Source organism: Kitasatospora sp. NPDC056184, from assembly GCF_042268405.1.
GTDB lineage: Bacteria > Actinomycetota > Actinomycetes > Streptomycetales > Streptomycetaceae > Kitasatospora.
This window is the reverse complement of the sequence record NZ_JBHJUI010000002.1, coordinates 251,817-278,429: the sequence shown is the minus strand read 5'-3', so window position 1 is coordinate 278,429 and position 26,613 is coordinate 251,817. Positions and strand designations below refer to the sequence as shown.

General features: G+C 72.6%; 24 protein-coding genes and 3 pseudogenes. 12 read left to right on the top strand and 15 right to left on the bottom strand.

From position 1 onward, the window contains the following. Positions 1-101 precede the first annotated feature (101 nt). The gene (locus ACFC0B_RS06360) at positions 102-245 is read right to left on the bottom strand and encodes a hypothetical protein (RefSeq protein ID WP_376083022.1); all 144 of its coding nucleotides are present in this window, start codon (positions 243-245) and stop codon (positions 102-104) included. Between the two features lie 359 nt (positions 246-604). Here ACFC0B_RS06360 and ACFC0B_RS06355 point away from each other — a divergent pair, with 359 nt between their 5' ends. The 3 genes from ACFC0B_RS06355 (at position 605) to ACFC0B_RS06345 (ending at position 2,887) form a co-directional block, all read left to right on the top strand. Continuing rightward, positions 605-1,000, top strand: coding sequence for an HAD family hydrolase (locus ACFC0B_RS06355; RefSeq protein WP_376083020.1), 396 nt, complete (start codon positions 605-607; stop codon positions 998-1,000). 146 nt (positions 1,001-1,146) lie between these two features. Then, positions 1,147-1,818, top strand: a complete 672-nt coding sequence (locus ACFC0B_RS06350) for a DUF4913 domain-containing protein (protein ID WP_376083019.1) — start codon at positions 1,147-1,149, stop codon at positions 1,816-1,818. 184 nt (positions 1,819-2,002) lie between these two features. Continuing rightward, on the top strand, positions 2,003-2,887 hold the full coding sequence (locus ACFC0B_RS06345; protein ID WP_376083016.1) for an SGNH/GDSL hydrolase family protein: 885 nt from the start codon (positions 2,003-2,005) through the stop codon (positions 2,885-2,887). Positions 2,888-3,107: 220 nt separating this feature from the next. Here the strand turns inward: ACFC0B_RS06345 and ACFC0B_RS06340 are convergent, their stop codons facing one another. After that, the gene (locus ACFC0B_RS06340; RefSeq protein ID WP_376083013.1) at positions 3,108-3,911 is read right to left on the bottom strand and encodes a GntR family transcriptional regulator; all 804 of its coding nucleotides are present in this window, start codon (positions 3,909-3,911) and stop codon (positions 3,108-3,110) included. Between the two features lie 239 nt (positions 3,912-4,150). Between ACFC0B_RS06340 and ACFC0B_RS06335 the strand changes: the two genes are divergently transcribed. After that, a complete protein-coding gene (locus tag ACFC0B_RS06335) occupies positions 4,151-5,335 on the top strand; it encodes a GDSL-type esterase/lipase family protein (RefSeq protein ID WP_376083012.1) in 1,185 nt (394 codons plus the stop codon). A 381-nt stretch (positions 5,336-5,716) separates the two neighbouring features. Here the strand turns inward: ACFC0B_RS06335 and ACFC0B_RS06330 are convergent, their stop codons facing one another. Then, positions 5,717-7,270: an ABC transporter substrate-binding protein gene (locus ACFC0B_RS06330; RefSeq protein ID WP_376083010.1), complete on the bottom strand. Its 1,554-nt coding sequence runs from the start codon at positions 7,268-7,270 to the stop codon at positions 5,717-5,719. A gap of 234 nt (positions 7,271-7,504) precedes the next feature. Between ACFC0B_RS06330 and ACFC0B_RS06325 the strand changes: the two genes are divergently transcribed. Then, positions 7,505-8,107, top strand: coding sequence for a TetR family transcriptional regulator (locus ACFC0B_RS06325; RefSeq protein WP_376083007.1), 603 nt, complete (start codon positions 7,505-7,507; stop codon positions 8,105-8,107). 191 nt (positions 8,108-8,298) lie between these two features. Here the strand turns inward: ACFC0B_RS06325 and ACFC0B_RS06320 are convergent, their stop codons facing one another. Next, positions 8,299-8,694, bottom strand: coding sequence for a hypothetical protein (locus ACFC0B_RS06320; RefSeq protein WP_376083005.1), 396 nt, complete (start codon positions 8,692-8,694; stop codon positions 8,299-8,301). A 113-nt stretch (positions 8,695-8,807) separates the two neighbouring features. Next, positions 8,808-10,508, bottom strand: a complete 1,701-nt coding sequence (locus ACFC0B_RS06315) for a relaxase/mobilization nuclease domain-containing protein (RefSeq protein WP_376083594.1) — start codon at positions 10,506-10,508, stop codon at positions 8,808-8,810. Positions 10,509-10,518: 10 nt separating this feature from the next. Here ACFC0B_RS06315 and ACFC0B_RS06310 point away from each other — a divergent pair. Continuing rightward, positions 10,519-10,734: pseudogene (locus ACFC0B_RS06310) on the top strand (radical SAM protein); the annotation flags it as partial. Positions 10,735-11,049: 315 nt separating this feature from the next. Here the strand turns inward: ACFC0B_RS06310 and ACFC0B_RS06305 are convergent. From ACFC0B_RS06305 to ACFC0B_RS06285, 5 genes are all read right to left on the bottom strand, one after another. After that, complete coding sequence (locus tag ACFC0B_RS06305; RefSeq protein ID WP_376083002.1) at positions 11,050-12,372, bottom strand: glycoside hydrolase family 18 protein; 1,323 nt, start codon at positions 12,370-12,372, stop codon at positions 11,050-11,052. 237 nt (positions 12,373-12,609) lie between these two features. Next, positions 12,610-12,906, bottom strand: coding sequence for a hypothetical protein (locus ACFC0B_RS06300; protein WP_376082999.1), 297 nt, complete (start codon positions 12,904-12,906; stop codon positions 12,610-12,612). Then, positions 12,903-13,304 (bottom strand): hypothetical protein, encoded by a 402-nt coding sequence (locus ACFC0B_RS06295; RefSeq protein ID WP_376082997.1) that lies wholly within the window; start codon positions 13,302-13,304, stop codon positions 12,903-12,905. The genes ACFC0B_RS06300 and ACFC0B_RS06295 overlap by 4 nt, the downstream gene beginning before the upstream one ends. A 153-nt stretch (positions 13,305-13,457) precedes the next feature. Then, the gene (locus ACFC0B_RS06290) at positions 13,458-13,610 is read right to left on the bottom strand and encodes a hypothetical protein (RefSeq protein WP_376082994.1); all 153 of its coding nucleotides are present in this window, start codon (positions 13,608-13,610) and stop codon (positions 13,458-13,460) included. A 414-nt stretch (positions 13,611-14,024) separates the two neighbouring features. Beyond that, complete coding sequence (locus ACFC0B_RS06285; protein ID WP_376082992.1) at positions 14,025-14,462, bottom strand: hypothetical protein; 438 nt, start codon at positions 14,460-14,462, stop codon at positions 14,025-14,027. A 610-nt stretch (positions 14,463-15,072) separates the two neighbouring features. Between ACFC0B_RS06285 and ACFC0B_RS06280 the strand changes: the two are divergent. From ACFC0B_RS06280 to ACFC0B_RS06270, 3 genes and pseudogenes are all read left to right on the top strand, one after another. Then, positions 15,073-15,756: pseudogene (locus ACFC0B_RS06280) on the top strand (glycosyltransferase); the annotation flags it as partial. A 38-nt stretch (positions 15,757-15,794) separates the two neighbouring features. Further along, a pseudogene (locus ACFC0B_RS06275) lies at positions 15,795-16,061 on the top strand (alpha/beta fold hydrolase); the annotation flags it as partial. A gap of 373 nt (positions 16,062-16,434) precedes the next feature. Next, positions 16,435-17,088 (top strand): hypothetical protein, encoded by a 654-nt coding sequence (locus ACFC0B_RS06270; RefSeq protein ID WP_376082990.1) that lies wholly within the window; start codon positions 16,435-16,437, stop codon positions 17,086-17,088. On the opposite strand, the gene ACFC0B_RS06265 is transcribed toward ACFC0B_RS06270, so the two are convergent. The 3 genes from ACFC0B_RS06265 to ACFC0B_RS06255 form a co-directional block, all read right to left on the bottom strand. After that, entirely contained in the window at positions 17,070-18,332 is a 1,263-nt protein-coding gene (locus ACFC0B_RS06265) for a S8 family peptidase (protein WP_376083592.1), read from the bottom strand. The genes ACFC0B_RS06270 and ACFC0B_RS06265 overlap by 19 nt on opposite strands. Before the next feature lie 255 nt (positions 18,333-18,587). Next, positions 18,588-18,752 (bottom strand): hypothetical protein, encoded by a 165-nt coding sequence (locus tag ACFC0B_RS06260; protein WP_376082987.1) that lies wholly within the window; start codon positions 18,750-18,752, stop codon positions 18,588-18,590. Between the two features lie 324 nt (positions 18,753-19,076). Next, positions 19,077-21,554, bottom strand: a complete 2,478-nt coding sequence (locus ACFC0B_RS06255) for a penicillin acylase family protein (protein WP_376082984.1) — start codon at positions 21,552-21,554, stop codon at positions 19,077-19,079. Positions 21,555-21,968: 414 nt separating this feature from the next. Between ACFC0B_RS06255 and ACFC0B_RS06250 the strand changes: the two genes are divergently transcribed. The 3 genes from ACFC0B_RS06250 (at position 21,969) to ACFC0B_RS06240 (ending at position 24,611) form a co-directional block, all read left to right on the top strand. Further along, a complete protein-coding gene (locus tag ACFC0B_RS06250) occupies positions 21,969-22,289 on the top strand; it encodes a chaplin family protein (protein WP_376082981.1) in 321 nt (106 codons plus the stop codon). Between the two features lie 136 nt (positions 22,290-22,425). Then, positions 22,426-23,619 (top strand): hypothetical protein, encoded by a 1,194-nt coding sequence (locus tag ACFC0B_RS06245; protein ID WP_376082977.1) that lies wholly within the window; start codon positions 22,426-22,428, stop codon positions 23,617-23,619. Further along, on the top strand, positions 23,601-24,611 hold the full coding sequence (locus ACFC0B_RS06240) for a hypothetical protein (protein WP_376082975.1): 1,011 nt from the start codon (positions 23,601-23,603) through the stop codon (positions 24,609-24,611). The genes ACFC0B_RS06245 and ACFC0B_RS06240 overlap by 19 nt, the downstream gene beginning before the upstream one ends. 49 nt (positions 24,612-24,660) lie before the next feature. On the opposite strand, the gene ACFC0B_RS06235 is transcribed toward ACFC0B_RS06240, so the two are convergent. Both ACFC0B_RS06235 and ACFC0B_RS06230 read right to left on the bottom strand, forming a co-directional pair. Then, positions 24,661-25,425, bottom strand: a complete 765-nt coding sequence (locus ACFC0B_RS06235; RefSeq protein WP_376082973.1) for a sirohydrochlorin chelatase — start codon at positions 25,423-25,425, stop codon at positions 24,661-24,663. Positions 25,426-25,614: 189 nt separating this feature from the next. Continuing rightward, on the bottom strand, positions 25,615-26,535 hold the full coding sequence (locus ACFC0B_RS06230; protein ID WP_376083590.1) for an FxLD family lanthipeptide: 921 nt from the start codon (positions 26,533-26,535) through the stop codon (positions 25,615-25,617). Positions 26,536-26,613: the final 78 nt, after the last annotated feature.

The window sequence follows — 26,613 nt, the reverse complement described above, 5'->3', positions numbered from 1 at the left end:
AACGGGGCAAAACCCGTCGTTCAGCGCACGGTGCAGTGAGAATCCGACAGCACGGATGAGACCGAGTCAGAATTCGCCAGCCGCACTGCGACGGGACACGGCTACGAGGGATCGCCGAACCAGCGCCACGGGAACGGCGACATGACTTTGCCGTCCGCGGCCGCCTCGATGCTGTCGGCCACGGGGGTGAGCGATTCCGGCCGGCGACCACGGTGAGCGGCGGTGCTGCTGCTCTGGCCGAACACGCCGTTGGAGCAGACCGAGGACGGTGGGGGCAATACGCATCCGCCGTCGCCCGGTGGGAGACGCTCACCCAGCCCGCGCCGCCTGCCACAGACGAGGGCGGACGGTTGCACGCCGAGTTCGTGGAGTGGATGCAAGGGCTGGAGCCCGACTGGGTGACCGCCACTCGCGGGCCCGGCCGTCCCGCCCAGCTCACCGCGCCCGGTAAGGGCGTCGTCTCTCAACAAGTGGCCAGGGCTCCGAAGTTGCTGGATAAACCCCTGTCTCGCTGCCCGCTGTGCCGGGCCCGGTAGGGGGCTTCTACCGGTTCTTTCCAGCCGTACCAAATCGCGGATTCCTCGACCACCTGCGCGCCCAGCCCGTGCGGATCCGCGATGGCGCCGTCGAGCTGATGACGGCGCTGCGCGAGGCCGGCCACACCCAGTCGCTGCTGTCGCTGTGCCCGCACGACACCCTGCTGCGCGAGGTCGACGAGGCCGGGATCGGACACTTCTTCGTCCGCGTGGAGGGCCGCACCGGTGCGTCCGGCGGCACCAAGGCCGCACCGCTCGCCGCCCACCTCTCCGCCCTCGGTCTCACCGGTCAGGGCCACCGGGTGCTGCTGGTCGGCGACGCCGTCGACGACGCGGACGCCGCCCACGCCAACGGCGCGCACGCGGTCCTCCACACCGGCCGCCCCTTGGCCGACACCCTCGCCGACGCCGTCGCGCTCGGATCGCGCCTCATCGCCCGGGCCGCCCACCCGGCCTGCGTCTAGCGCGAACCGGCGGCCTCACCAAACCGCCGGATCTGCGGATCCTCCTCCCATCCGATCTCCCTGGAGCACACCCGTGGCCCGCCGCCGAAGAAGAGCGTCCCCACCCACCCCGCGCACCCCGTCCACCGGAACCACCTGGATGTGCCATGTCCGAGCCGATCGCGGGCCTCCCCGAGCCCGAGCCGATCCGTGTCCCCGACGAAGACCTCGACGACCTCGCCAGCACCCTGGCCCGCACCATCGCCGAGGTCCGCCAACACGGCGTCCTCCTCGACCGCCTCGGCGCCGACGCCGACCCGCTCGGGTACGAGGAGCCGGAGAGCACCGAGGCCGAACCCGAAAGCCCGGCCTCGGTGTTCATCCTCGCCATGGGCGGCGCGGAGTACGCCGCCGAGCTGGCGGCCCTCGCCAACTGGGTGACCCACGTGCTCCTGCCGACCTACGGCCGGGAGATCAGCTCCACCCGGCCCTGGTGCTCGCACTGGCACGAGCACCAGGAGGCCGTCGCCCGCCTGCACGGGCTCTGGCTCGCGTGGCAGCAGCTGACCGACGCGGAGGCCGGCCTCACCGGCCCCTCGACGTGGCACCGCGACCACCTCGACCACACACTCCTCCAACTGCGAGCCCCGGACGGCCCGTTCGCCGCCTGCACCACCAGCCCGGCCCGTGGTCGTGAACCTGGTCAAGAGCGGCGCGTCGGCGGCGATCGCCATGATGCCGGCGGCCACAGTGCCTCTGAAGATTGCATCTCCCAAGTTCCAAGTTCCCTTTCGGTCAGGCCCTTTGCGCCACAGGGGGAGGGACTTCCGCATCCGTGAAGTTCTTCTGGTGTTCAGCCGGGCGCGGCTCAGTGAGGGATAGCATCTGCGACATCTAGACATCTAGATGCCAGCTCGGAGAGCTCCGGCGAGCCCGTACAGCCACTCGGCGAAGGACATCGCTCGTTTCCACGATGCCCGCTCGCTTTCTGACCAGTCGTCACGAGAACGGGAAGAGACCCTGATGACCCCCATGAAGACCGCCGGCGTCGCAGCCGCGGCCTGCCTCGCGTTCACGCTCACCGCGAGCTTGGCCCAGGCCGCCCCGGCCCGGGCGGCCGCCGCAGCCGAAGGCACCTACGTCGCCCTGGGCGATTCCTACACCGCGGCCGGCACTCTGACCGAACGTGTCCCCGGCACGCCGTCCTCCTGTAACCAGGACACCGACAACTACCCGCACGTCGTGGCCCGGAGCCTCGGGCTGCAACTCGTCGACGTCAGCTGCTCCGGCGCGGAGATCGGTGACATGGAGTCCGCCCAGTCGGCGGACTCGCCGCCGCAGTTCGATGCCCTGACCCTTTCCACGTCGGTGGTCACCCTGGGCATAGGGGGTAACGACAACAACACCTTCAGCACCGCCGTCCGCGGCTGTGAGGCCATCGACGCGCTGAACATCTTTGACATCGGCTCCCCGTGCGCGGACTACTACAAGTCGACCTTCACCGACGCCATCGCCGCCGACGAGGTGAACATCGCCGGCGCCATCCAGCAGATCCACCGTCTCGCGCCCCAGGCCAAGGTCTTCGTCGTCGGCTACCCGAACGTCCTGCCGCAGAGCGGCAACTGCTGGCCGCGGCTGACCCTCACCACCAAGGACACGGCCTACCTCGACAACGTCGAACGGTCCCTCAACTCCATGCTGCGGACAGCCGCCGAGAGCAATGGCGCCACCTACGTCGACACCTACACCCCGAGCATCGGGCACGACGCCTGCCAGAACGCGTCCAACCGCTGGGTCGAGCCGCTCGTCCCCGCCGGCGCCTTCGCGCCGTTCCACCCTAACGCGGTCGGCCAGCAGCACACCGCCGCGGCCGTCGAAACCGCGCTGCGGGCCGCCGGCGTTGGCTGACGCGCACGGCGGGCCGCCTTGGCCCAGCCGGCGCGGCCGGCGCCGGAATAGCGCACACCACACGAGGGCAGGTGCCGCTTGAACGTCGTCGACCCGTTCAATCGGCGCCTGGCCGCCCTCCGTCCCGCCGTCCCCGACCAAGCCCTCTCGCGGGACGGCAAGGGGCGGCGAGGGACAACGCTGGCCGGCGGAGTCGACCGGCGCTGATCGCGCGGACGGCTCAGTCTCCCGCGTCCACACCGTCCGGATCCTCGCCCTCCCGGGGCCACGTTCGGTAGCGCAGCACGTAGCTGGCGTTCTCGCCGTGGATCCGCCGGCGCACGTAGAGCGCGGGCCGCCCGTCCGGCGCGCAGTTGACCCCCTCGCGCACGAGCAGCGGGCTGCCCGCCCCGATGCCGAGCCGCCGCGCGTCGGCGATGTCGGCGGCGATCGCGCTGAACGACCGCCAGTCGTAGACGAGTTCGATGCCGATCGCCTCGGCCACCGCCACCGTCGTATTGCGGGACTCCGTCGATTCCGCGAAGCCCGCAGGCAGCAGTCGCGTGGCCACCCAGTAGCTGCTCACGGCCCAGGGCCGGCCGGAGGCCGTGATCAGGGTATCGAGGCGGGTCAGCGCGCCGGCGGGCAGCCGCAGGTGCTCGGCCGCGTGCCGGTCGGGCGCCAGGTCCGAGCCGACCGTCACCTCCACGGTCCGCTCCTCCGCGCCCTCCAGATCGTGCACGGGCAGGGGCGTGCTCCGGCCGTCGACGTCGAGACGGGCGCTGTTCGGGTTGACGTCGATCGTGGCCCGCACGACCGGTCGGCGCACGAAGGTGCCGACCCCGCGCCGGATCTCGATCGCACCCGCGCGTTCGAGCTCGGCGATCGCCTGGCGGACCGTCAGCCGATTGGCGCCGAAGTGTGCGGCCAGCTCCGGTTCGCTCGGCAGCCGGGAGCCCGCAGGGTACTGGCCGGTGTCGATGCGCTCCTGGATCTCATCGGCGAACTGGAGGTACAGCGGACCGCTGCTTCGTGATGTCGGCACGTGGCGAATCCTACGGATCCGGCGCCGGCGGCCGGCCCCCGGTGCACGATCCGTGAAGTTATCCCGTCGTTCATCCAAGGGTCGCCCGACGAGGGATAGCATCTGCGACGTCTAGACATCTAGATGCCTGGTCGGAGCCCCTGCGATACCTGCACAGCCGCCCAGTGAAGGGCCCCGTCCCCGGCACCCCCATCGAATGAATCGCCACTCACGACAACCCCGACGGGCAGGCCGACACCATGGACCACCAGCACGATCCGCGCACCTGGATCACCACGCCCATCACCGCAGACCTGCTGCGTGGGGCCCTCGACCTGGAGTGGACCGAGCGCGGCCTGCTGCCGCACCGGCTGCCCGCCCGGGCCCGTGCCCAGTGCGCGGACCCGCAGCTGGCCAGGGTCGAGTCCCAGCCCTCCGGCGTGCGGCTGGCCTTCCGCACCCGGGCCACCGCCCTCGAACTGGACACCGTCCCCACCAAGACCGTCTACGTGGGCTTCCCCGCGCGGCCCGACGGTCTCTACGACCTGCTCGTCGACGGCCGGCTCGCCGACCAGGCGAGCGTGTCCGGCGGCGACACGCTGACCATCGACATCGCCACCAGGACCGCCGAGCGCCACCTCGGCCCCATCGGCACCCTCCGCTTCGACGGCCTGCCCGACCGGCTCAAGGACGTCGAGATCTGGCTGCCGTACAACGAGACCACCGAACTCGTCGCGCTGCGGACCGACGCCCCCGTCGAGCCCGCGCCGGACCGGGGCCGCAAGGTCTGGCTGCACCACGGAAGTTCCATCAGCCACGGCTCCGACGCCGCGAGCCCCACCACCACCTGGGCCGCCCTCGCCGCCGCCGCCGGCGACGTGGAACTGATCAACCTGGGGCTCGGCGGCAGCGCCCTGCTCGACCCCTTCACCGCCCGCACCCTGCGGGACACCCCCGCCGACCTGATCAGCGTCAAGATCGGCATCAACGTGGTCAACCAGGACGTGATGCGCCTGCGCGCCTTCACCCCCGCCGTCCACGGCTTCCTCGACACCATCCGCGAGGGACATCCCGACACCCCGCTGCTGGTCGTCTCGCCCATCCTGTGCCCCGTGGTCGAGGACACGCCCGGCCCCAGCGCCCTCGACCTCACCGCTCTCAGCGCCGGGCAGATCCGCTTCCGCGCGACGGGCGACCCCGCGGAACGCGCGAGCGGGAAGCTGACGCTGGGCGTCATCCGGGACGAGCTGGCCCGCATCGTCGACCAGCGCGCCGCCGGCGATCCGAACCTCCACTACCTCGACGGCCGCAACCTCTACGGCAAGGCCGACGCCACCGCCCTCCCGCTGCCCGACCAGCTCCACCCGGACGCCGCCACCCACCACCACATCGCCCGGCGCTTCGCCACCCTCGCCTTCACCGCCCCGGGTCCCTTCGCCCCGTAGCCGAGCGGAGAGCTGGTGCGCCCTTGAGGGGTTCTCCGGCCCCAGGGCCGCGTACCGCCCCGGCCACCCGACAGGCCCCGGCCCACACGGCCGGGGCCTGTCAGCGTTGGACGGCTCCGGAACCAGGTCCCGGCGCCCACGGCTCCGTCGGCCGGGCCGGCGCCCCGCTCGATGAAGCCGAGCAGCCGGACCACGAGCACGACGACGGCTTCCCGCCCGAGTGCCCCAAGGCGAGGACGACGGACAGGCGTTGACGCCGCGGGCGGTCCGCTGGCCCGCGGCACGGCGGGGTGTCCGCTTCGGAGGACTTCGGGGCGGGGGTCATGCGACGGTCTCCCGTGCATCGCCGGCAGTTCAGCCGGCGATGCACAGGGCCTGGTGCTACTTCTTCACCCACAGCGCGGCAGGGGACACGTTGAGGATCGTGCGCTTGGACAGGTCGGGCAGTCCGGCGACCTTGGCGGAAGCGAGGAAGCCGCCCGTGTTCTCGGTGAGGAAGGCCATCGGCACCTCGCCGACGACCCGCTGGGCCGCCCGCTGGTAGGCGGCCGACCGCTTGACGGCGTCGGTCGAGGCACGGCCCTCGGTGATCGCCTGCGAGGCCTCCGCGTCGGACCAACTCATGAAGTTGTACGGAGAGTTGGGAAGGTAGAGGCTGCTGAGCGCGGTGTCGGTGTCGCCGAACATGCTGGTGAGGAAGTCCATCACCTGGAACTTGCGCTGGAACAGCGCGGTGCCCAGGCCCGCCGGGTCGAGCGGCTTGATGGTCATCTTGATTCCGGCTTCGGCGAGCATCTGCTGGAGCACGGTGGCCCGCTGCTGGCCCTCGGGGCGGCCGTCGACCAGGTACTCGAAGGAGAGGTCGGGGTGACCCGCCTCGGCGAGCAGGGCACGGGACTTGGCCACGTCATGGGCCGGGTACGCGGCGGCGGTGCGGTACGGGGAGCGGGAGCCGATCGGGCCGTCCGAGACCTTGCCCTGGTCGAGGTAGACGACCTTCTCCAGGGCCTCGCGGTCGATCGCGTACTGCACCGCCCGGCGGACCCGCACGTCGTCGAAGGGCGCCGACTTGGTGTTGAAGACGACGGTGCTGGTGCCGCCGGGCCCGGTGGCGGTGCGCAGACCGTCGCCGACGGCCTGCTTGAGCTGGCTGGGCGTCTCGGTCCAGATCAGGTCGGCGTCGCCGGAGCGCAGCGACTGGTAGCGGCTGTCGGTGTCCGGCAGCACCTTGTAGACGAGCTTGTCGGCGTGCCCCTTGGCGCCCCAGTACGCGGGGTTGCGCACGAGGGTGACGGAGACGCCCGGCTGCACGCTCTCGATCGCGTAAGGGCCGGAGCCGACGGCCGGGGTGTCGGGCGCGGCGGGCGCCTCGGAGACGTAGCCGAGGGAGCGGGTGAACATGTTCGGGAAGGCGGCGTCGGGAGCCTTGAGGGTGAAGGTGACGGTGGTCGGTCCGGTGACGGTGGTGGCGCCGATGGCGGCCACGTCGGTGGCACAGGCGCACTTGCTCTCCGGCTTGGCGAGCCGCGCGACGTGGTCGGCGACGGCCTGGGCGTCCAGCGGCTTGCCGTCGCTGAACTTCACACCCTCGTGCAGGTCGAGGGTCCAGACCGCGGCGGCCGCGTCGGAGGTGAAGGACTTGGCGAGGTACGGCTGGACGGCGCCGTTGTCACCGTTGACCATCAGCGGGTCGTAGAGCGCGTTGGCCAGGATCATCATCGGCATCGAGGTCAGGGTGGCGTCGGCCGGGTCGAGCTTGGCGAACGGCCGGTCCAGGCCGATCTTGAGCGTGCCCCCGTCCACGGCCGGCCCGTCGTCCGCCGCGCCGGCGGTGCCCGCACCGGTGCCGGAGACCGCGCCGTCGGACGCGGAGCAGGCGGTGAGGGCGAGCGCGGACGCGAGAGCCGCCGATGCCAGGAGGTAGTGCCGCTTCATGGTTCCTCGGTTCGGGAGTGTGGGGGACGGTCCGGGAAGCCCGGCCGCTGACGCCCCACACCATTCCGGAGGTGTCACAACTGCCAAAAGGCAGTTGTGCAAAGTTCAGATGACGAGACCCGGAAGATTCGACACCCGCCTTGAACGGCCCCGCTCGGGCGTGGTTCGGTACCGGCAGCCGCCCCCTCGGCGGCCCCATCCGCACTCACCTCGCCGAGAGGAAACGGACGCACGATGCAGGGGACGGACACCGCGGCGGAGCAGCGCTTCCGCGACCGCAAGAAGGCGCGCACCCGCGACAGCATCCGCTCCACGGCGCTCGACCTCTTCGAGGAGCAGGGCTTCGAACGCACCACCGTGGACCAGATCTGCCGCCGCGTCGACATCGCCCACCGCACGTTCTTCCGCTACTACCCGACCAAGGAAGCCCTGCTGTTCGGCTGGGACTTCGGCCAGGCCATCCTCGACGCCTTCGCCGCCGCCCCCGCCGAACTCCCGTTGTGGGGCGCGCTCGACCACGCGCTGACCGTCACCGACGGACGGCTGGAGGAGCCCGTCGAGCACACCGAGCGCCGCCGTCGACTGCGCCGGGCACTGATCGACGCTCAGAGGTCCGTACACAACTACGCCTTGGTCGTGATCGACGGCTTCACCGAACGCATCATCACCGTCGCGGCCGAGCGGCTCGGCGTCGACCCGGCCACAGACCTGCGCCCGACCGCGCTCGGAACGCTCTTCGGCGGCATGGTGCGCCACCATGTCCTGATCGCACCCGAGACCGACACGGTGGCGGGCTGGCACAAGGCCTACCGGGACGCGCTCGGCACCACCGGCTGACCCGAGTCCGGCACCCCGGGCACCGCTGGGCGATGCAACCGGCTGTCCGGACGGCACCGCGCGTCGTCGGGTGCTGAAGGGCGACAGATCCCGCTCATCAGACAGTGGTGCTGGCGGGGCGTTCGACCCGGGGACCAAAGGTGCGACGTCACCCTGTGCGTGCGTCGTTGCATCCAGTGCAACATTGCTCGTTACTCCAGGCAGAGCCCAGCGAACGTCCCGTCGACCCCCAGAGCGCTTCTCCCTTGTTCGACGGTGGGGTAGTACGTCCAGCTCGGGTCAGTGAGCAACTCGTCGAAGTCCCATCGGGTGAGTTCGGGCTCGAGCCACTCGTTGCCGCAGCGGCAGCGAACCCAGACGTTGCGGCGGTGGTTGATCAGCAGCCAGTCGCGTCTGGCCCGGCAGGCGGAGCAGATGACCGGCATGCCGCGCAGGACCAGCTCGGGAGGGCACTGCGCTCCTCGGACCGCGTCCGGCCCGCTTGGCGGCGCCGTCTCGTACTCCGGCTGCAGCAGAGGATCACTGGCCGTCGGCTGCGTGAGGGTCTCGGTTGGGGTGGTGGTGGGCTGTTGGGTGGTTCTAGGCACGGGCTGCTCTCCGTTCGGGCGGTGCGGGTTCTTGCCACAACACCTGGTGGAACCGGGTATCGAGGGGTTCGGGGTGCCGGTCCGGCGGACGGCGCGTCCGCCGAACCGGCTGGTCAGCGTCGGGATGCTGAGCGTCGGGCGTCGGTGGCCGAACGGGCGGGTGCCGGCGGTTCGGCGCGGGTGGGCATGCGGCTGGAGGCCGGCTTGGGGCGGGTGGTGACGGTTGTCGGCTTGTCGGGGCGGCTGGGGGTGGAGGGAAGGTCGGCGATGCGGCGGATGCGCCAGACGAGCACGTCTTCGGTGCTGCTGGCGGTGCCGAGTTCGCACCAGGAGGTGGCTTCCTTGAGGAGGGCCTTCGGGTCGTGGCCGGCCTTCTCGGCTTCGGCGAGGGTGGCGGCCAAGGCCTCGCGCCGGGCGGGGGTGCCGGAGCGGTTCGCCGCTTCGCCGAGGGCGGCTCGGATGGTGGCTTCGTGGCGGCGGCGCTCAGGCTCGGGCAGGGCCTGGCCCCGCTCACGCATCGCCCGCATCGGGGTCGCGGCGGTCTGCTGGTAGGCGGCGCGGAGGTGGTCGGCCGCTTGCCGTGAGGCTGCGGCCTGCTGGGCGTGGCCCCGGGCGGAGTGCCAGCGGGCGGCGGCCAGGGTGAGCAGGACGAGGGTGGACAGGACCATCGCGGTGGCGCCGCCGTCCTCGCCCCGGCCGAGCGCTCCGCCGGCGTGGACTATTCCGCGGGCGGCCGAGCGCAGTCCGCGGATGTCGGCGTTCTCGGCGCGGACGTGGCTGCGGGTGGCGCGTTCGAAGGCGCGGGCGGCGTCTCGCAGTTCGGCGCGGCCGACAGCCGAGGAGGTCTGGGCGAGGGCGTCGAGGAGTTCACCGGCGCCGATGAGCTGGGTGGCGGCTTCGTCGTCGCCGTTGTCGAGGAGCGCGGTGGCGTGTTCGGCGATGCCGGCGGCCTCCCGGCGCTGCCGGGCTGGGGCGGACCGGCCGGGGCACGGCGTGTCGCTCCTGGGCTGTGCGGTGGCGGCGGGGCTGTCGGTGAGGCGGCGGCGGATCCGTGGGAGGGAAGGGTCGGGGGCGACGGTGAACCCGGCGAACCAGACCGGCTCGCTGTCGCGGTTGCGGTCGCCGGGCAGGGCGACGTTGTGGCCGAGGGCGTCGCCGGAGGGGGCGTGGCGGAGTTTCACCCGTAGGCCGGCCGCGCGTAGCCGGGTGAAGAACTCCTCTTCGGTGGCGGCTCCGGCGACGGCTTGGCGGACGGCTTCGCGCAGGGTTTCGCGTGGGGTCTCGGTGCGGCCGGTGCGTTCGGCTTTGAAGCGTTCCTGGCTGGTGGGGGTCTTGGCGGCGGTGCCGTCGCCGGGGGTGAGCTGGCGCAGGCCGTAGTCCTTCTCGATGCGGCGGGCTTCGGCCTGGGCTTTGCGGTGGTCGAAGGAGAGGTTGGCGAGGCGGCCGTCCTGGCGGACGAGGGTGGCGGCGATGTGGATGTGGTCCTGGGCGTGGCGGACGGCGACCCAGCGGCAGGCGATGGTGTCGCCGTTGGGGGCGATGCCGGTGGCGTGGACGATGCGGCGGGCGATGGTCGCCCAGTCGTTGTCGTCGAGGTGGCGGTCGCCGAGGTCGGCGCGCACTGAGCAGTGCCAGATGGTGGTGCCCGGGGCGCGGTCGCCGGTGGCCGTGAGGGGTTGGTCGAGTTGGGCGGCGAGCTGAGCGACGGTGTGGTGGGGGTTGCGGCCGGGGTCGGGGGCGAAGTCGTTCCAGGAGGCGACGAGGTGCTGGTCGGTGTGTTCGTCGCGCTTGCCGGGGCCATCAAGGTAGCGGATGAGGCCGTAGGTGCCGCCGGTTCACCAGGGCACCAGCGTGGTCAGCTGCACCACGAACGGCTGGCACCTCGCCCGCCGGGCCGGGGAACTCGCCGACGCCCTCGACGCGATCCGGGTCTCCCTCGACGGCGCCAGCGAAGCCACCCACGACAGGTGGCGCGGCGAGGACAGCCACCGCCGGGCCCTCACGGGCATCCGCGCCGCCGTGGACGAAGGCCTGTTCGTCCAGCTTCAGATGGTCCTCATGCAGTCCAACAAGCACGAAGCCCAGGAGCTGCTGAACCTCGCCGCCCGGCTCGGCACCGGCGGGGTGACCTTCCTCCAGATGCTCCCCATCGGCTCCGGCGCCGCGCTCGCCGCCGAACAGATGCTCACCGACGAACTCCCGCCGGAGTTGATCGACGAGGTGGTCGCGGAGTGCGGGCGGGTCGAGCAGCCCCACCGGCTGTTGCCCGCGCGGGTGGCGGGGAGCCTGCACATTCGGCCGCCGCACCCGACGGCGGCCGGGTCGCCCCGCCCGCCACCGGATCATAACCGCAGGTCAGCGCCGCAGACCGCGGTCCAGCGCGGCGATCAGCGAGCCCTGGGCGTCGTCCCCGTCCAGGGACCAGACCATCACGCCGCCGAGACCGTTCCGCCGGGTGTAGCGGGCCTTCTGGGCGGCGGTGGCCGGGTTGTCGTACGTCCAGAACTCGGTGCCGTCGTACTTCCAGGCCGCACCGTACTCGCGGTCGGTGTACACGGCGCCCGGCAGGTCCTTGATGGCCCTGTAGGGCAGCTGGCCGCCGCCGCGCGGGGACATGCCGGTGGCGGGCTGGTAGAGGCCGTTCCTCGCCCCGGCGGGCACTCCCGTCCAGCCGTAGCCCCAGGACGGCACCCCGAGCACCGCCTTGCGGGCCGGCAGGCCGCCGGCCAGGTAGTGCCGCACCACCCGGTCCGCGCTGTAGCTGCTCCCGGTGCCGGAGGGGTCGGCCGGGTCGGTGTAGAGGTTCGCCTGGTGGTTGGTCGGGCCCTGCGGCTCCCAGGAGCCGTGCATGGTGTAGGTCATCAGGTTCAGGTAGTCCACGTGGCGGGCGACCTTCTTCAGCTCCAGCCGGTCCGCGACGTCGGTGTTGGCGGCGACGGCGGCCGTCAGCAGGTGGCGCCCGCGCCCGCCGTTGCCCAGCGCGTCCAGCTGCCGCCGGAACTCGGCCAGCAGCAGGGTGAAGTTGCGACCGTCCTCGGGGCGCACCGAGTTGTCCGGCAGACCGTCGCCGCCCGGGTGCTCCCAGTCGAGGTCAATGCCGTCGAAGACGCCCGCACCGCTGCCCGGGCCGCCCTCCGGCGAGCCCAGCTGCGGCAGGTTGCCCTTGATGTAGAGGTCGACGCAGGAGGCCACGAACTTCTTGCGGGCGGCGTCGGTGGCGGCCACGTCCGAAAAGTACTTGGACCAGCCCCAGCCGCCGATCGAGATGACGGCCTTCAGGTGGGGGTTCTTCGCCTTCAGCTTCCGCAGCTGGTTGAAGCTGCCCTTCAGCGGCTGGCCCTCGGTGTCGGCGACGCCGTCCACCGAGTCGGCCGCGTCGATCGGGCGCTGGTAGTCGGCCCAGGCGTCGGCCTGGTCGGCCAGGTTGTCCTCGAAGCAGGTGCCCTCGGGGGAGATGTTGCCGAAGGCGTAGTTGATCACGGTCAGCTTCGCCGCCTGGCCCGAATCCTGGACCTTCTTGGCGGAGAAGCCGCTGTAGGCACTCCACGCGGTGAAGTAGGCCACCCGGTGGCCGGGCAGCCGGCGGCTGTCGTCGTCATCGGCGTGAGCGGTCGCGGGGACCGCGACGAGCGACGCGAGCAGAGCCGTCGCCAGGAACGCGGAGGTGCGTCTGAACATGCTGGTGGCCTTGTCCGAGTGGGGTCAGATGGTCTGTACCAATCGCGAGAAGAGATCTAGTCCATGCCGGGGGCGCACACAAGAGGGCCAGGCCGCACGAAGTTGCCCAGCCCTCTTGGGAACTGGTGGAGCATCAGCTGATCAGGCGGCGCAGCACGTACTGGAGAACGCGTGACACGATTCTTACCGGCACCCCGGTCGGGGCGCTCTCGGGCCGCTCCTGCTCCGTGCCGTGCGCTACCGGAATCGTTCCACGGGTGTGCGCCTGCCCGCCCGGAACTCGATCAGGACGGTGTCGAGGTTGAGGGCGGATCCGAAGAAGAGGACCGACCGGTCGGCCGCCACCAGGATCGTCCCACCGCCCCGCACCCGGTGCACGACGGCCACCGCACCGTCGTCGGGCAGCAGCACGTGACCGGTGTCGGCCTCCGGGGCGATACGGCGGTAGAGCTCCTCGCCGAATTCGATCAAGCGCTGCTGCTCCGGCGTGGGCTGCGCGGCCTGCACGAGCCCGTCCTCGCTCTCGTCCCTCATCCCGCCGACCCCTCCGCCTCCGGGAGCACGGTGCGTTCCGCGGTCGGGTCCGCGTCGCGCATCCCGAGCAGGGCGTGCCCTGCGGTCTCCTCCCACGGGAGGTCGAGGCCGTGCGGGGGCACGTTCCGGCGGGCATGCGGCACGGCCGGGCACGGCCTGGTCCCGGCGGCCGGCTCGGGGGCGACCGACGGCTTGACCGGGCCGGGCCCGGGCGGCGTGGCGGTCGACGGGGCGGGCGTCTCCCGCGGTCGGGCCGCGAGTCGGCAGTTCCTGCGCGGGCGTTTCGCGCCATCGTGCGCGGACGGCGTCGTGTGCGCGGCGCAGACGCGCGTGACGGCGGCCTCGGCCGCGGCACGCACGGTCGTGCGCCGCGCGGCGCGGCAGGCAGGGACGTTCATGGCGCAAGCGTATGACGGGGGGATACGCCAGTGCTGCGGGCCGGGACCCGGGGGGCGGTTCCCGGCCGGGCAGGCAGGGCAGGAGGGCGAGGGCGGCTGTGATCAGCTCGGGCGATGCCCTCGGGTCTTCGCGAACCCCCCGCAGCAGCACGTTCACCTCCATCGGGACAGGCCGATCGTGCGGATACGGGTCAGCGGCACCTTCCGGGCGGTACCGGCACCGGCGGCCTGCTCCTGTTCGGTCGCGTACAGGGTGCCGACCAGGCTCTCGCCGGTCGGCGCGCCGATGAGCACCGCGCCGGCCACCTGGCTTGGCGTCGTGCTGTTCGCGGTCGAGTTCCTTCAGCGGGCCGGATGCCGACGGGACGCGGGCGGTCGTCCGGTGCGGCCTGTCCAGGACGGGGCGCTGTCTCGCCGCTGCCGTCCGTGCGAGCAGAATGTCGCTGACCTCCTGCCGGGCCCGGGCCTGCCGCCGCGTCGCCGTCTCGATGGCCTGACGGGTGGCAGCGGTCTGCTGACGCAGTGGCAGCCGCCGAGCCCTACCGGCTGGCCGGGCGGGCAACCACTGGCCGCCGATGAGGCCTGCGGGACGGACCGGCGCGGGAGCGACCTCGCCGGCCGGAACCTGCGACCGAGAACCGCGAAGGGCTCGGACGCCGGTAGCTGTGACGCTGGCGTCCAAGCCCTCGAACAGCGCGGTACGTCTGGTGGTACCTGCAGTCAATCGATGACGAACGGGTTGGTCTCCACGACGCACCCTGCTCCGATCACGATACGCACCGGCGTGACGGGGTCGAGAAGGCCGACGGCGCTGACCGAGTTGGTGCAGTACACCTGGGACGGGGACTTCTCGTTGCTGCGGAGCACGACCGGGCCGTGCCCGGGGTAGTCATGGACGGGGGCGTCCGGGTAGACCCGAATGGCCTGGTCACATCCGTATCCGGCATGGTCAGGCGTCTCGGTCATCCCCAGCCTCCTGGCAACCTCGTAGAGCTGGTCGACCGGTAGGTCGACCGGCGGGTGCGCCAAGTCGACCGTGCCTCTGCTGCACGCCAGCGCCGGCGTGTCGGCGGGGGAGGTCGGGAAAGCCGCGGCCGGGGATGGCAGAGCCAGGACAACAGCCATGGCGACCAGGGCGGCCGCAAGGGGCTTCTTCATGCCTCTGAGGATTACCGGCATGCATCCGGCAGACACAGCGTCCAGGAAGCCCCCCGCACAATTCACCCTCTACGGCGTGCCGGCCGAGTCCGCAGTCGCGCGTCCACTCGGCTGGGCCTCAAACGTTCGGGCGCGCCCGTTCGGCAACACCGCACGGGTGCCGGATCGGACCGGGCGCCGGGGTGTCTACCCGGGTCCGGATCTGTCCCCGTGCGGCACCCTCAGATCTCCACGCACCGGTCCCGGTTGTAGTACAGCGAGATGCCAGCGGGCGCGTGCAGACGGATGTCGTCGCCGTCGCCGCTCACCGCGCTGCCCCACCCGGGCGGGGCGGAATCAGGCTGGACCAGGGTGAAGGGACCTTGCCCCCGTGGCCGAGCAGGACCTCGTCCTCCACCCACACCAACTCCCCCACGCCGCCGGTCACGTCCACACACGCCTGCAGCAGTCCCCTCATCGCCAGGCCGGTGCAGACATCAAAGTTGGTGGCGCCGCCCTCGACGCAAGAGGCGGGGGGCCGAACTCGTCGGTCGCGGCCCGTACGCCGCGCAGGGTGCTGAGATCGAGGATGACACCCCCGTCGTCGTCGACGAACCCCCTCGTAGCAGTGGCCGGGGCCCGGCTGGCCTGGCGCCGGCTGCGGCGCATCCACACGGCGGCCGCGCGGACCCTCGCGCCGTCCCGGGCCTCGCTCGCCGCCCTGTCGGCCCATGGGATCCCCCGGATCCACCTGTGGCCGCGCGGCGTCGACCGCGAACGGTTCCACCCCGGCCACCGGGACGAGGCGCTGCGTCGACGCCTCGGCCGACCCGGCGAGGTGCTGGTCGGCTGCGTCGGACGGCTGGCGCCGGAGAAGCAGGTCGACCGGCTGGCGGAGGTCTCCCGGCTCCCGAGCGTCCGGCTGGTGGTGGTCGGCGACGGCCCCTGCCGCGCCCGCCTCACCACCGCGATGCCGGACGCGCTCTTCCTGGGCCGCCGTACCGGAAACGAACTCGCCCGGCTCTACGCCTCGTTCGACGCCTTCGTGCACCCCGGCCCGTTCGAAACCTTCGGCCAGACCATCCAGGAGGCGATGGCCAGCGGCCTGCCCGTGGTCGCCCCGGCTGCCGGCGGACCGCTCGACCTCGTCAGGCCCGGCCGCACCGGCTTCCTCGTCCCGCCCTGCGCGGGCTCCGGCTTCCGGGACGCCTCGGAACGGCTCGCCCGGGACCCGGAACTACGCCGCACGCTCGGCCGGGCCGCGGTGGCCGGACACAGCTGGGCGGCGGTCGGCGACCGGCTCATCGACCACTACCGGCTGGCGGTCGCGGAGTCCGCCGGAACCGGGCGCACCAGGAGGCGCCGTACGCGCGGACCGTCGCCGAGCAGTGCGCCACGTCGCGGACGTCGTGGATGCTGCCCTACACCACCACCGCGAACACCGCGCGCGACATGAACCGGATCCGGGCGGCGCTGGGCGAGCCGAAGGCCTCCTACCTCGGCGCCTCCTACGGCAGCTACCTCGGCGCGGTGTACGCGACGCTGTTCCCCGAGCGCAGCGACCGGATCGTGCTCGACAGTAGCCTGGGGCCCGGCGGCTACGACCTTGAGGCCTTCCGCCGGCTCGGTACGGCGGCCCTCGCCACCCTTGACCGCGACCAGGACCGCCGCGCCGAAGGTATGAAGATCGCCTGGGGTGTCATGGCCACCATGGCCGCCGGCTCCCTCGCCCACCTCACCCTGCGCCCGGGCACGCCCGCCGCCGACGGCCGCAAGACCTACGAGACCGGCGTGATCGGGCACGGCACGGCACGGCGGGCGCCGCCCTGGCCGACCTCGTCACCGGGCAGATCCGCGCCCGGAACGCCGGCTTCCGCAACCGCACCCTGGGCATCGAACTCCCCGACACCACCGCCACCGCGGACCCGACCGCCGGCCGCTTCGTGCCGGCCCGCCCCAACCACCCGATCACCGTCGCCTGGGAGTAGCCCCCGTGCACCCGACCGGTCCCGTCGCCCGGCGCTCCCCGCTGGTCGCACGCCACCGGCCCGCGTGCCTGCCCCTGAACGCCCGTGTCGGCCGGCTCTGCGAGCCGGCCGACACGGCCTCCCGACAGGCCGACCCGGGCCTCGCGTCCACCGTCTTCAACCAGGCCGCTTTCCTCGCCTCCGACCTCGCCCGCGTACCGCTCCCCGTGATGAGCGCCATCCGCGGCCTGGAGCCGATCGTCAACCTCGCGCGCCTCCACATCCGCGCCGGCCACCGCCAACGCAGCCACCAGGTCCTCCTCGACCTCTACAGCGCCGTCACCAACGCCACCGAGACCGTCCTCGACAGCATCACCGTCCTGCCCGGGCTGACCGAGACCGACCAGCAACGCGCCGAGGTGCGGGCATGGGTCGCGCGGAGGATCGTCACGCTTCGCAACGTCGGTACCGGGCGCTGTCTCGCCGCCGACGACACAAGCATCGTCACCCGCAGCTGCGACGGCGACGACTGGAAGCAGCAGTGGTACACCACCGCGTACAGAGACGGGCACCTGGTGAGTGACGTGACTGCCCCGGTTGAGGCGGTTGAAGAGGTCCGGCCCGTCGAGTCGGCGACGGACCTGCTGGACGACCAGTCCGGCTACAGGCCGCCTGTGTAGAGGAGGCGGTTGGGTGAGCCGGGGCCGAGGCGGGTGAGGGTGGCCTTCGTGGAGTCGGCGACGAGCCTGGCACGGACGTCCTGGGATGTGGCCCGGGGATCCTGCTGCTTGACGAGGGCGGCGGCTCCGGCAACGTGGGGCGCGGCCATGGACGTGCCGTTGAGCGTGCTGGATCCGCCGCCGAGTTTGGCGGAGACGATGCCGACGCCGGGCGCGTACAGCGACAGGCAGGGGCCGTAGTTGCTGAAGCTGGCCTGCCGGTCCTGCTTGTTGACCGCGCCGACGGTGAGGGCCTTGTCCGCGCGGGCGGGAGAGACCTCGCAGGCGTCCTGGGCGTCGTTCCCGGCCGAGATGACGGGCAGTACGCCCCGGTCGGCCACCGTGTTCACGGCCGCGTCGAGCGCCTCGGAGGCCGGGCCCCCGAGAGAGGCGTTCAGCACCGCCGGCTCCTGGGCGTGCGCGGCGACCCAGTCCAGGCCTGCGAGAGAGGTCGCGGTGGAGCCCTCTCCCTGGCAGTCGAGCACCCGGACGGCGACCAGGGACACGGAGCGGGCCACTCCGTAGGTCCTGCCGCCGACGGTGCCGGCCACGTGGGTGCCGTGAGAGTGGCAGTCCTGGCCGTCGTGGCCGTCATCCACGGCGTCGAACCCCACGGCGGCCCGCCCCTCGAACTCCTCGTTCCCGGTCTCGATGCCGGTGTCGACGATGTACGCCGTGACACCCTCACCGGTCCCGTTGACCGTGAAGAGCCCGTCGAGCGGAAGGTTGCGCTGATCGATCCGGTCCAGGCCCCAGCTCGCCGCCTCGACAGTCACCCTCGAAGCGGCCGCGTTCCCGGTACTCCGCACCTGCCCCTTCCGCTCGGAGCCGGTCCTGGCCCCCTGCTCCGCCCGAGGCCGCGGGGGATGCGCACCGACGCTCATCCGGGCATTCTCCTCGATCGCCTCCACTGCGGGCAGACTGCGCGCCATCCGCAACTGGAGCGCAGTGAGCGGGGCGGCAAAGCCGCGCAGCGCCGTGCCGTAGGTGAACAGGGGCCGGACGCCGAGATCGCGGAGGACCGCTTCCGGTGAGAACGCGGGGTCCACCCTGACGATGTACTCACCCGGCACCGCCGCCACGGATTCCGTCACCGCGACCGGAAGCCTGCCCAACCTGGCTGTGGCACTCGCGCCACCGGCGCTGCCGATCAACGGCACGATCAACAGGAGAACTGCCGCTACCCTGCGGGCATTCGCACGCATATGCACTCCGTCACACAAGAGCAGGGTCCGACAGCGACCCGAGCAATCCCGCAGGACAAGACGCACGGAGCTGACGGATGGAGGGGGAACAGCCAGGGCGTCCACGCGCGGGCATGGCCCCCGCAGGGAGGCGGCACACACCGGGCAGCACCCGATCGCCGGGAGGGCGCAGCCCGGGAGAGGACGCAGTCCTGGAGCGGTGGAGCGCCAGGACCGCAACGACAACGGTGGAGAGGGCGCGGGTCGTACCGGCCCCTACTGCCCCGTAAGCGCCTGGGCGCGCTGCCTCAGATCCTGGGGAACGTCGTCCCGCTGAGCAATCTCGCGGACCAGGTTCCGCACCTCCTCCGCCGTGGCCGCGGAACCCTCGTCGTCGCTGTTCTCGTCTTCGCCCGCGCTGTTGATGGCGAGGTAGGCCATGACATGCTCCTTGTCCGGTGGAACTGTTGTGGTCGGTGCACGATCCTGCCTGTCGGGCAGTCGTCGTGGGTGAACCCGCCATCCGGGCCGTTCGAAAGAGTGAAAGCCGAAGACCCGGACGGCCCCGTTGACGGCACACCGGCCCGCACCACATGTCCGTCGCCCAGGTGCTCACCCCGCTCGACGGCGGCGGCTCCCCGAGTGGCTCACCGGTGCCTCAGGGCGGGTCTGCCGGGATCAGCACCTTCGCCGACGGCCTGACCAGCGACTACGCCCGGTGGCCCGACACCGGTCCGGTTGCCCGTCATGACTTCTTCAGGGAGGTCAGTCGCGTTCGGCGACCGGCACCACCCTCAGTGCGGGCGAGGCGAGGATGTCCTCCTCGCAGAAGCGCGAGGTCACCCATCGACCGGCGGAGAAGAGTGACGTCTGGTCGGCATGGTGCGGGGACGTGGGGTCGGAGGACTGGGAGTAGGCGAGCAGGGTCTTCGCGACGGGGCAGCCGGTGCCGTCCCACCCGACGGCCTGGAGGTAGCTGGTGCCGGACTCGACGTCGCTGTAGCCGCCGGCTTCCGGGTTCCACAGCGCGTCGATGACGTTCCAGAGTCCGAGTTCCGACGTGCCGCCCGGGAGCGGGATCCGGGTGCCGTCGCGGAGGACGAACTGGGCCTCGCCCCATCGGGCCTCCGGTGGCAGGCCGGTGACACGCAGTTCAGCGACGGCCTGCCCCAGCGCACTCCGGAGGGCTGAGGGCGCGGCGCCCAGGTCTCGCGGGGTGTGCAGCGGGTCTGTGGGAGAGAAGGGCACCCTCCAGAGGTCGTCCGGTGTGGTGACGGTGGTCAGCCTGCGCCAGAAACGGTCGAAGAGCGGCGCCCCGCGGCTGTCGGTGTTCGTGGTCCGGTCCCACCGCGCGAGTACGCGGCATGCCTCGGCGATGTCGGCCTCCGTGTCCCCGCCCTCGCCGTCCGCACCCCGTACCGGCGTGGCGCACGCCCTCTGCAGCCCGTCGGCGGCGAGGTCGCCCGCGAACGAACGGTCGGCGAACTGGTGGCGCTGGAGGTCCGCGATGCCGAGACGGCCCCGGGCGGCCAGGGCGGAGACGTCGTGGAGCGCACCGCGGGTGCGCAGTGAGAGCGGTGTGCCGACACTGCCGAAGACGCGCTCGTACCCGGTGAGCGGGTGGTCGGCGTTGGTGAGCCAGGCGCTGTCGTTGGAGTTCTCGACGTAGGGGGTGTCCCTGAGCGTGGGCAGGGCACCGGGGCCGAAGATGCCGGGCTGGAGTGCGTCCGGGTCGGTACCGAGGGCGCAGTGCGAGCGTGAGCCGTCGAGGACGGCGAGTCCGGTGGCGGGGTAGGTGGCCGCTCCCATCGGGGTGGAGCAGCGCCGTGCGAGGTCGTCGGTGATGCGCGGGAGGACCTGCGACTGGGTGAAGAGTGTGTGCCCGGCCGCGTCGGCCGCGATGGTGTTGGCCCACGGGAGGCCCTGGGTGCGGTTCAGTGCGGTCAGGACCTCGTCGGTGCTGCGGGCCCGGGAGAGCGCGAGTGCAGTGTCGGAGCCGCGGAGGTTTGCGGCGTTGGGATCGGTGAGGGCGTAGGCGGTGGTGCCGGTCCAGGGCAGCGGACCGGTGGTGTCCAGGGTGGTGAGGACGGGGCCGTAGCGGGTCCACCACTGCGTACGGGTGACAGGGGCGCTGCCCTTGACGGGAACGGTGACGTCGCGCCGGATCATCCGCTCGGGCCGGCCGTCCACGAGGTAGACGGTGGGGTCGGCGGGGTCCAGCGTCAGTTCGTAGAGGTTCATCGGGACACCGGTGGCGACGGTGTGGCTCCAGGCGATGTGGGTGTTGTGCCCGATCGACACGGTCGCGGTGCCGAGCAGGGAGGCGCCCATGACGTTCAGCTCGCCCGGGATGGTCTGCTGCGACTGCCAGAAGCGGTGCGCTCCGTGCCAGGGGAAGTGGGGGTTGCCGAGCAGCAGCCCGCGGCCGTTGTCGGTCGTCGAGCCGTGGAAGGCCACGGCGTTGGAGCCCGGGCGCGCCGACCGGCCGGCCGGTGGCTCGTGGGCCGGCTCCCCGCTCGCGGGGCGCGCGGGCGGGAGGACGCGGGCGGGTCCGGGCCCGTCGGCGGCCGGCGTGGTACCGGGGGCCGGTGGTTCGGCGGCGGTGATGCCGTCGATCCCGCGGCCCTCGCCGAGGAGGACCGCCAGGGAGTAGTCGAGTGCCGAGACGTCGACGTCGGTCACCGGCTGCACCCAGTCCGCGCCGGCACAGGCGGGATCGGTGATCCGGTTGCGGGCGATCCACGCGTTGTACCCCGCTGCCCAGCCGCGAACCGACTCGGTGACCGCGTGGGTGGGGCCGGCGGGAGCAGGGGTGGCGCGCAGCCGCTCGACGGTGCCCGTGTCTCGCACGCCGCGGAAGTAGAGGTCGCTGGCGAGGTTGCTGGTGGCGAACGAGCCCTGCGGATCGGGTGCGGGATCCGGCCCGAACCAGCGCGAACGCTCGCCCCGTACGGTGAGGAACGCATCGGCCAGGTCACAGACGCTGTCCCGGGCCTGCGCCCAACCGCTGCCGAAGCCCAGCCCGGCGAAGTCACGGGCCACGATGTGCGGGATCCCGTACTCCGTGTACCGGATGACCGCCGACAGTCCCCTCCCACCGGACACCGCCGCGGCCCCGTCCGCCGGACACGCCGCCGTGAGGAACGGGAGTACCGCGCAGAGGACAGCGGCACCGAAACGCCTGGTACGGCGACGAAGGGTCTGTGCGGTCTGTGCGGTCTGCGCGGTCTGTGCGGCACTCAACGCGGCTCCCGGCTCGGCGACGGACGGCCGTGGCCACAGCGCGGCACGCGTCGGCCACAGCGTCCGTCCATGAGACCGGACCGGACGAGAGCGGCCCCGCATTCCTCCCCTCGACGGCGCGCCGGTTTCCCGTCAGGGTGGCGCCGTGCCCACTTCCTCGCACGCGCCGCCGCCATGGATGTCCGGGCCGACCTGTAGCAGGGACCGGGATCTCCTTCTGTTCACCGACGGCCTTTGGCAGCACGCCGGACTGCTCTGCGGCCCGATGGTCCCCGAGCCGGTGGTGCCGCCTCGATGGTGCGTGTCCGGAGCGCGGTTCCGTCGTTGACCAGGTCGTGGCCCCGGGCGGTTGCCCGGGGCTTGGTCTGCGCGGGCACCGGCTTTCGACGGGGGCTGTGCGAGGAAGGGAGCGCGATGAGCATGCCGACGGGTGAGGGGCGCCAGGCCGTGGGCAGCGGTGCGCACACGGTGGGCAGGCGGATGGCGGTGCTGGGTACGGCCGTTGGGGCCGCGTTGGTCCCGGCCGGCGCCGCCCACGCCAACATCGTCGGCGTGGGCAACGCCGTGTTCGGCAACTCCTGTGTGAACCACGGCGGCGCACAGGCCACCGGGGGCACCGTCTCCGACAGCGGGACGGCGAGCGGCAACCAGCTCGGCCTGCCACTGGACCTGCCCCGCAACCATTGCGGGAGCAGCGGGATCGTCTGTACGGCCGTGTTCATGTCCAGCGTCTGATCCGGCGGGCCCGACGGTGTGCGAGGCGGGTGGTGTCGTGGCCGGACCCGGGGTGGCGGGCGTGCCGCTGGAGGACGCCGTCGTAAGGGAGTTAGCGGCTCTGAGCGGGCGCGGGGTGCCGTTGCTACGGGGCCTGGTGGCCGAGTGTCCGCGGCTGGGTGTGGCGCGGGCGTTGCTGGTGCTGGCGACCGCCGAGGGCCTGAGCGATGAGGCCTTGCGGGAGGAGTTGGTGGTCGCGTACCGGGACGCTCAGGCGGCCGGTGCGCGGTCGGCGAGTCTGGTGTACGGGGTCTTCCTGTATGCCCACCGGCAGTTCCGGCTGACGGCCGACCACCTGGTGGCGCATTTCGCGCGGTGGCCAGGGGACGAGGTGGCCTCTCTCATGCTGGACGCCTTCCACGCCTGCGGGGACGCCGGCTACCGCGCGCACGGCGACGCACTGGCCGAACGGCAGTACGCCCTCGCCGGTCCGGACAGTTGGCTCTGGGCGGGCAGGCTGGCGTGGGCGCGGGCGGAGCAGGGCCGTGCGGAGGAGGCGCTCGAACTGGCCGGGCGGGCCCTGGCCCGCTACCCGCGCGCCGGGCTCGCCGCGCACGCCCGCGCGCACGCCGAGCACGACCTGGGAGCCGGCCCGGCCTCCACGGTGTTCCTCGACCGGTGGCTGGCGGTTGATCCGCAGGCGGTGCAGTTCAAGCACCTGAACTGGCACGCCGCCCTTCAGTCGCTGGCCTGCGGGGACTTCGCGGACGCGCGCCGCCGGGCCGACGAGGTCCTGGGCCGCGCGGACGTGGGGATGCGGTCCGCGACGAACTGGCGCCTGTTGCTGGCCGGGCAGGAGCCCGCCGGCCGCTGCGACCTCGACCACGTACGGGGCCTGCTGGCCGGACCGGGCGGGATGGCGGAGGTCTTCCACACGTTCAACCTGGCCCTGGCCCTGGCCGTCGAGTCCGCCACCGACGACCTCGGGGCCCTGGCCCGACGGGCGGCCGCGGACGAGCGCCCCGACTACAGCGACGTCCTCGCCCCGGTCGTCGAGGCCCTCGCCCACGTCACCGCGGGCCGCCCACAGGCAGCCGTCGACCTGCTGACCCGCCTCGGCGACCAGGTGGAACGGATCGGCGGCGTACGGGTGGAACGCGAGATCGTCCAGGACACCCTGGCCCGCGCCCTGATCGACACCGGCGAACACGCGCGCGCCGCCGCCCTGCTGCACGAGCGCGTCACCACCCGACGCCACCACACCTACGAGGATCTCCTCCTCACCCCCGCGAACGCGCTGCGCGTCGCCTCCACTTCTGCGGGAGACCTCCCATGTCCGTGCCCCAGCTGATCGTCGTCTCGCCGCGCGGCAGCGGCACACCGCTACTGGCCCGCACCATCACCGCACTCGGCTACACCTCGTACGGCACGATGAGCGGCATCCAGCACGACGGCGGTGACCGGCCCGGCCCCGGCGAGGCCTCCCGCCTACTCCGGGCCGCCTACGGCCAGGAGAAGGCCGGACGGCTGCTGCTGCGGCAGCGCGAGGACCGGACCGAGTTGGAGTCCGCCTTCCAGCTGGCGGTGACCGCCCTGTGGCGGGTGTGGTGGACCCGCCTGGGTCAACCGGTCACCGCCGCCTCGTCCGTCGACCCCGTCCTCGAAGACCGCCTGTCCCGCATCCCCGACGGCGAACTGCCCCGCCTCCTGCCGGGCCGCGGCTGCTGGTACGTCAACAGCCTGGACCTGGAACGAGCCGACGCCGGCTTCCTGCGCGCCTGGCACGCCGCCGCACGACCGCCGATCGTCTACCACCACCGCGACGTACGCGACCGGATCATCGAGCAGATCCGCCTGCTCTCCCAGCCCGCCGGGTGCGTCGGCTCCCTGCCCGACCACCTCGTCTACCGCGACATCGTCAGCGCCCTGCCCACCATGGACGCCAGGATCACTCTCGCCCTCACCGACCCCGGCTTCCCCGGCATGCGCGAGGCCCGCCGCTGCCAGTGGCTGCTGCGCCATCCCGCCGTCCTCGTGCTCACCCACGAGGAACTCGTCGGCGCCGCCCACGGCGGCACCGCCGAAGGTCGAGAGCGTGCCCTGCACCGGCTGCTCGCCGCCGTCGGCCACCCCGCCCCGGCCGCAGCCCTCGCCGCGCTGCCCGAGGCCAAGAGCGACGAACTCCCGGTCGGCGTCTGGCGCATGCACTTCAGCCCCGAGCACGAGCGCCTCCTCCAACAGCATCACGGCGACCTCCTGCTTCCCCGCCCGGACGAAGCCGTTCACTCCCTCGGCCCTCAGCGCACCGACGCCCCAGCGCCCTCGCACCCCGCAGCCCGGTGAACCGCACCCGTCACGCCGGTCCGACCGGAGGGACGGCGCACGTCGCCGTTCAGGCCCTCGTGTCACCTGCCTGCTGGAAGCGATCCAGGACGAGCTCGACCAGTTCGGGCGCGTCGCCCAACGGCTGGGAGACGCCGACCACGCCGGCCGCGGTCGAGGCCTCGACGGTCACTCGGAACAGCAGTCCGGCGGCGAAGCAGTAGGACGCGACCGCGATCCGGCGGGCCCCGGCACGGCGCAGTGCTTCCACCGCCTCACCGGGGGTCGGTGCGGTGGTCGACGCGAAGGCGGCCCGGCACGGCAGGCCGAGGGCCGTGCCCAACGCCGACGCCATGGCGGTCACCGCCGAACACGCGGCGACGTCGACACTGCCCGCCGCCGCCAGCACCACCGCGTCGAACGCGACGTCCAACTCGGCGAGGCGGCGCCGCAGCGCCCCGACCAACCGCCCGTCGGGCACGCCGGTGGGACCGCCCACCACCGGTGCCACGATCGGCGCCCGGGCCGGCGGGTCGGACAGCGCCTTGGGAAGGTCCACCCGAGCGTGAAAGGCGGAGGTCAGCAGCAGGGGCACCACGACCACCCGCTCGTGTCCGGCCCCGGCGAGGGTGCCGAGCGCTTGACGGGCCGTGGGGCCGGAGTGCCGGAGGAACGCGGCCTCGACCCGACTTCCCAGGGAGGACCCGACCGCGTGCGCGAGCGCCCGGGTGGACTCCTGCGCCTCGGGGGCGAGGCTGCCGTGTGCCAGCAGGAGCAGCGCGCTCGGGGCCGCCGCATCCGCGACCGGTCGGAGCGTTTCGATCGCATCGGTCACTGTCGTACCACCCTCGTCATGCGGTCCGAGCACCATGAACGTGACACTCAGGCTACGGTCCGTGACGGATGCGTCGCTAGGGCCGCGCAGGTGACTCCGGGCCGGACCGGCGGCCCGCGACGACTCGTCAGCCCCCTGAAGCACTGCTCTCCCACCGGGGCTTGGAGGCAGCCGAACACGCGGGCACCGTCACCACAGTGTCTCCACGCGCCGACGCGGGCAAGGGTTCGACTCAGTCAAGGGCATCGGGCCACGACAGACGTCACGGGCAGGGCGGTCCGGCCCACGGGACCGTCCGCATTCTGTCGGGTGGTTCCCGGGTGAGTCCCGTCCTGGACGCGCGTCACCGACGTGTCCGGGGGTGACGCTGCTCGCGTGGCCGCGCCGGCAGGGGCGCGGCGCAACCGGGAGGACGAACATGACACGCACACGCACACGCGGCCGCGCCGTCGCTCTGGCGGGCGCCGCTGCGGTGGTCGCCGCCACCACCCTCGCCGCCCCGACCGCAGCGGCCGAAGCAGCCGGGGCCGGCGGTGGGATCACCGGGCAGGCGCCCTGCCCGGACGCGCCCGAGTTCCTCTGCGGGACCCTCACCGTCCCTCTCGACCACAGCGGCGCCACCCCCGGCACCCTCGACCTCCGGGTCGCCGTCACCGGCAACACCGCGGCGCCCAGGGGCGACCTGCTGTTCCTCACCGGCGGCCCCGGCCAGCCCGGCGTCCCGGCAATGAAACGGACGGCAGGCGGTCCACGACTTCCTGCTGACGTAGCGCAAGCCCGCGACGGCCCCGCCGGCACGTCGGGCGCGCTCGCGGTGGCGGGCGGGCCCGCGTGTCCGGGAAGCACCCCGAAGGAAGGAGCACTCCGGTGGAGCCGTTGCTCGCCATGTTCCCCGCCAATGTCTCCGCCGCCAGAAGGCACACTGCCCAAGGAGACCCCCTCGGCCCGCGCACCCTCCTCCAGATCCCCTACATCGCCGCAGCCGCCGCTGGCGCAGGCCGAGCCGTCGCAGGTGCTGCCGCAGTTGTCGTCGGTGGAGCGCAGCAGGGCGGCGACGGGGTCGGCGCCCTCCACGATCCGCACGTCCAGGTCGAAGTCGCTGCCGGACATGGACACGGGCGCGGGCGGGGCCTCAAGGGTGCCGATCACGATGGTTCCTCCTGTTTCGTCGGTGGTGCTTGGCTGCCT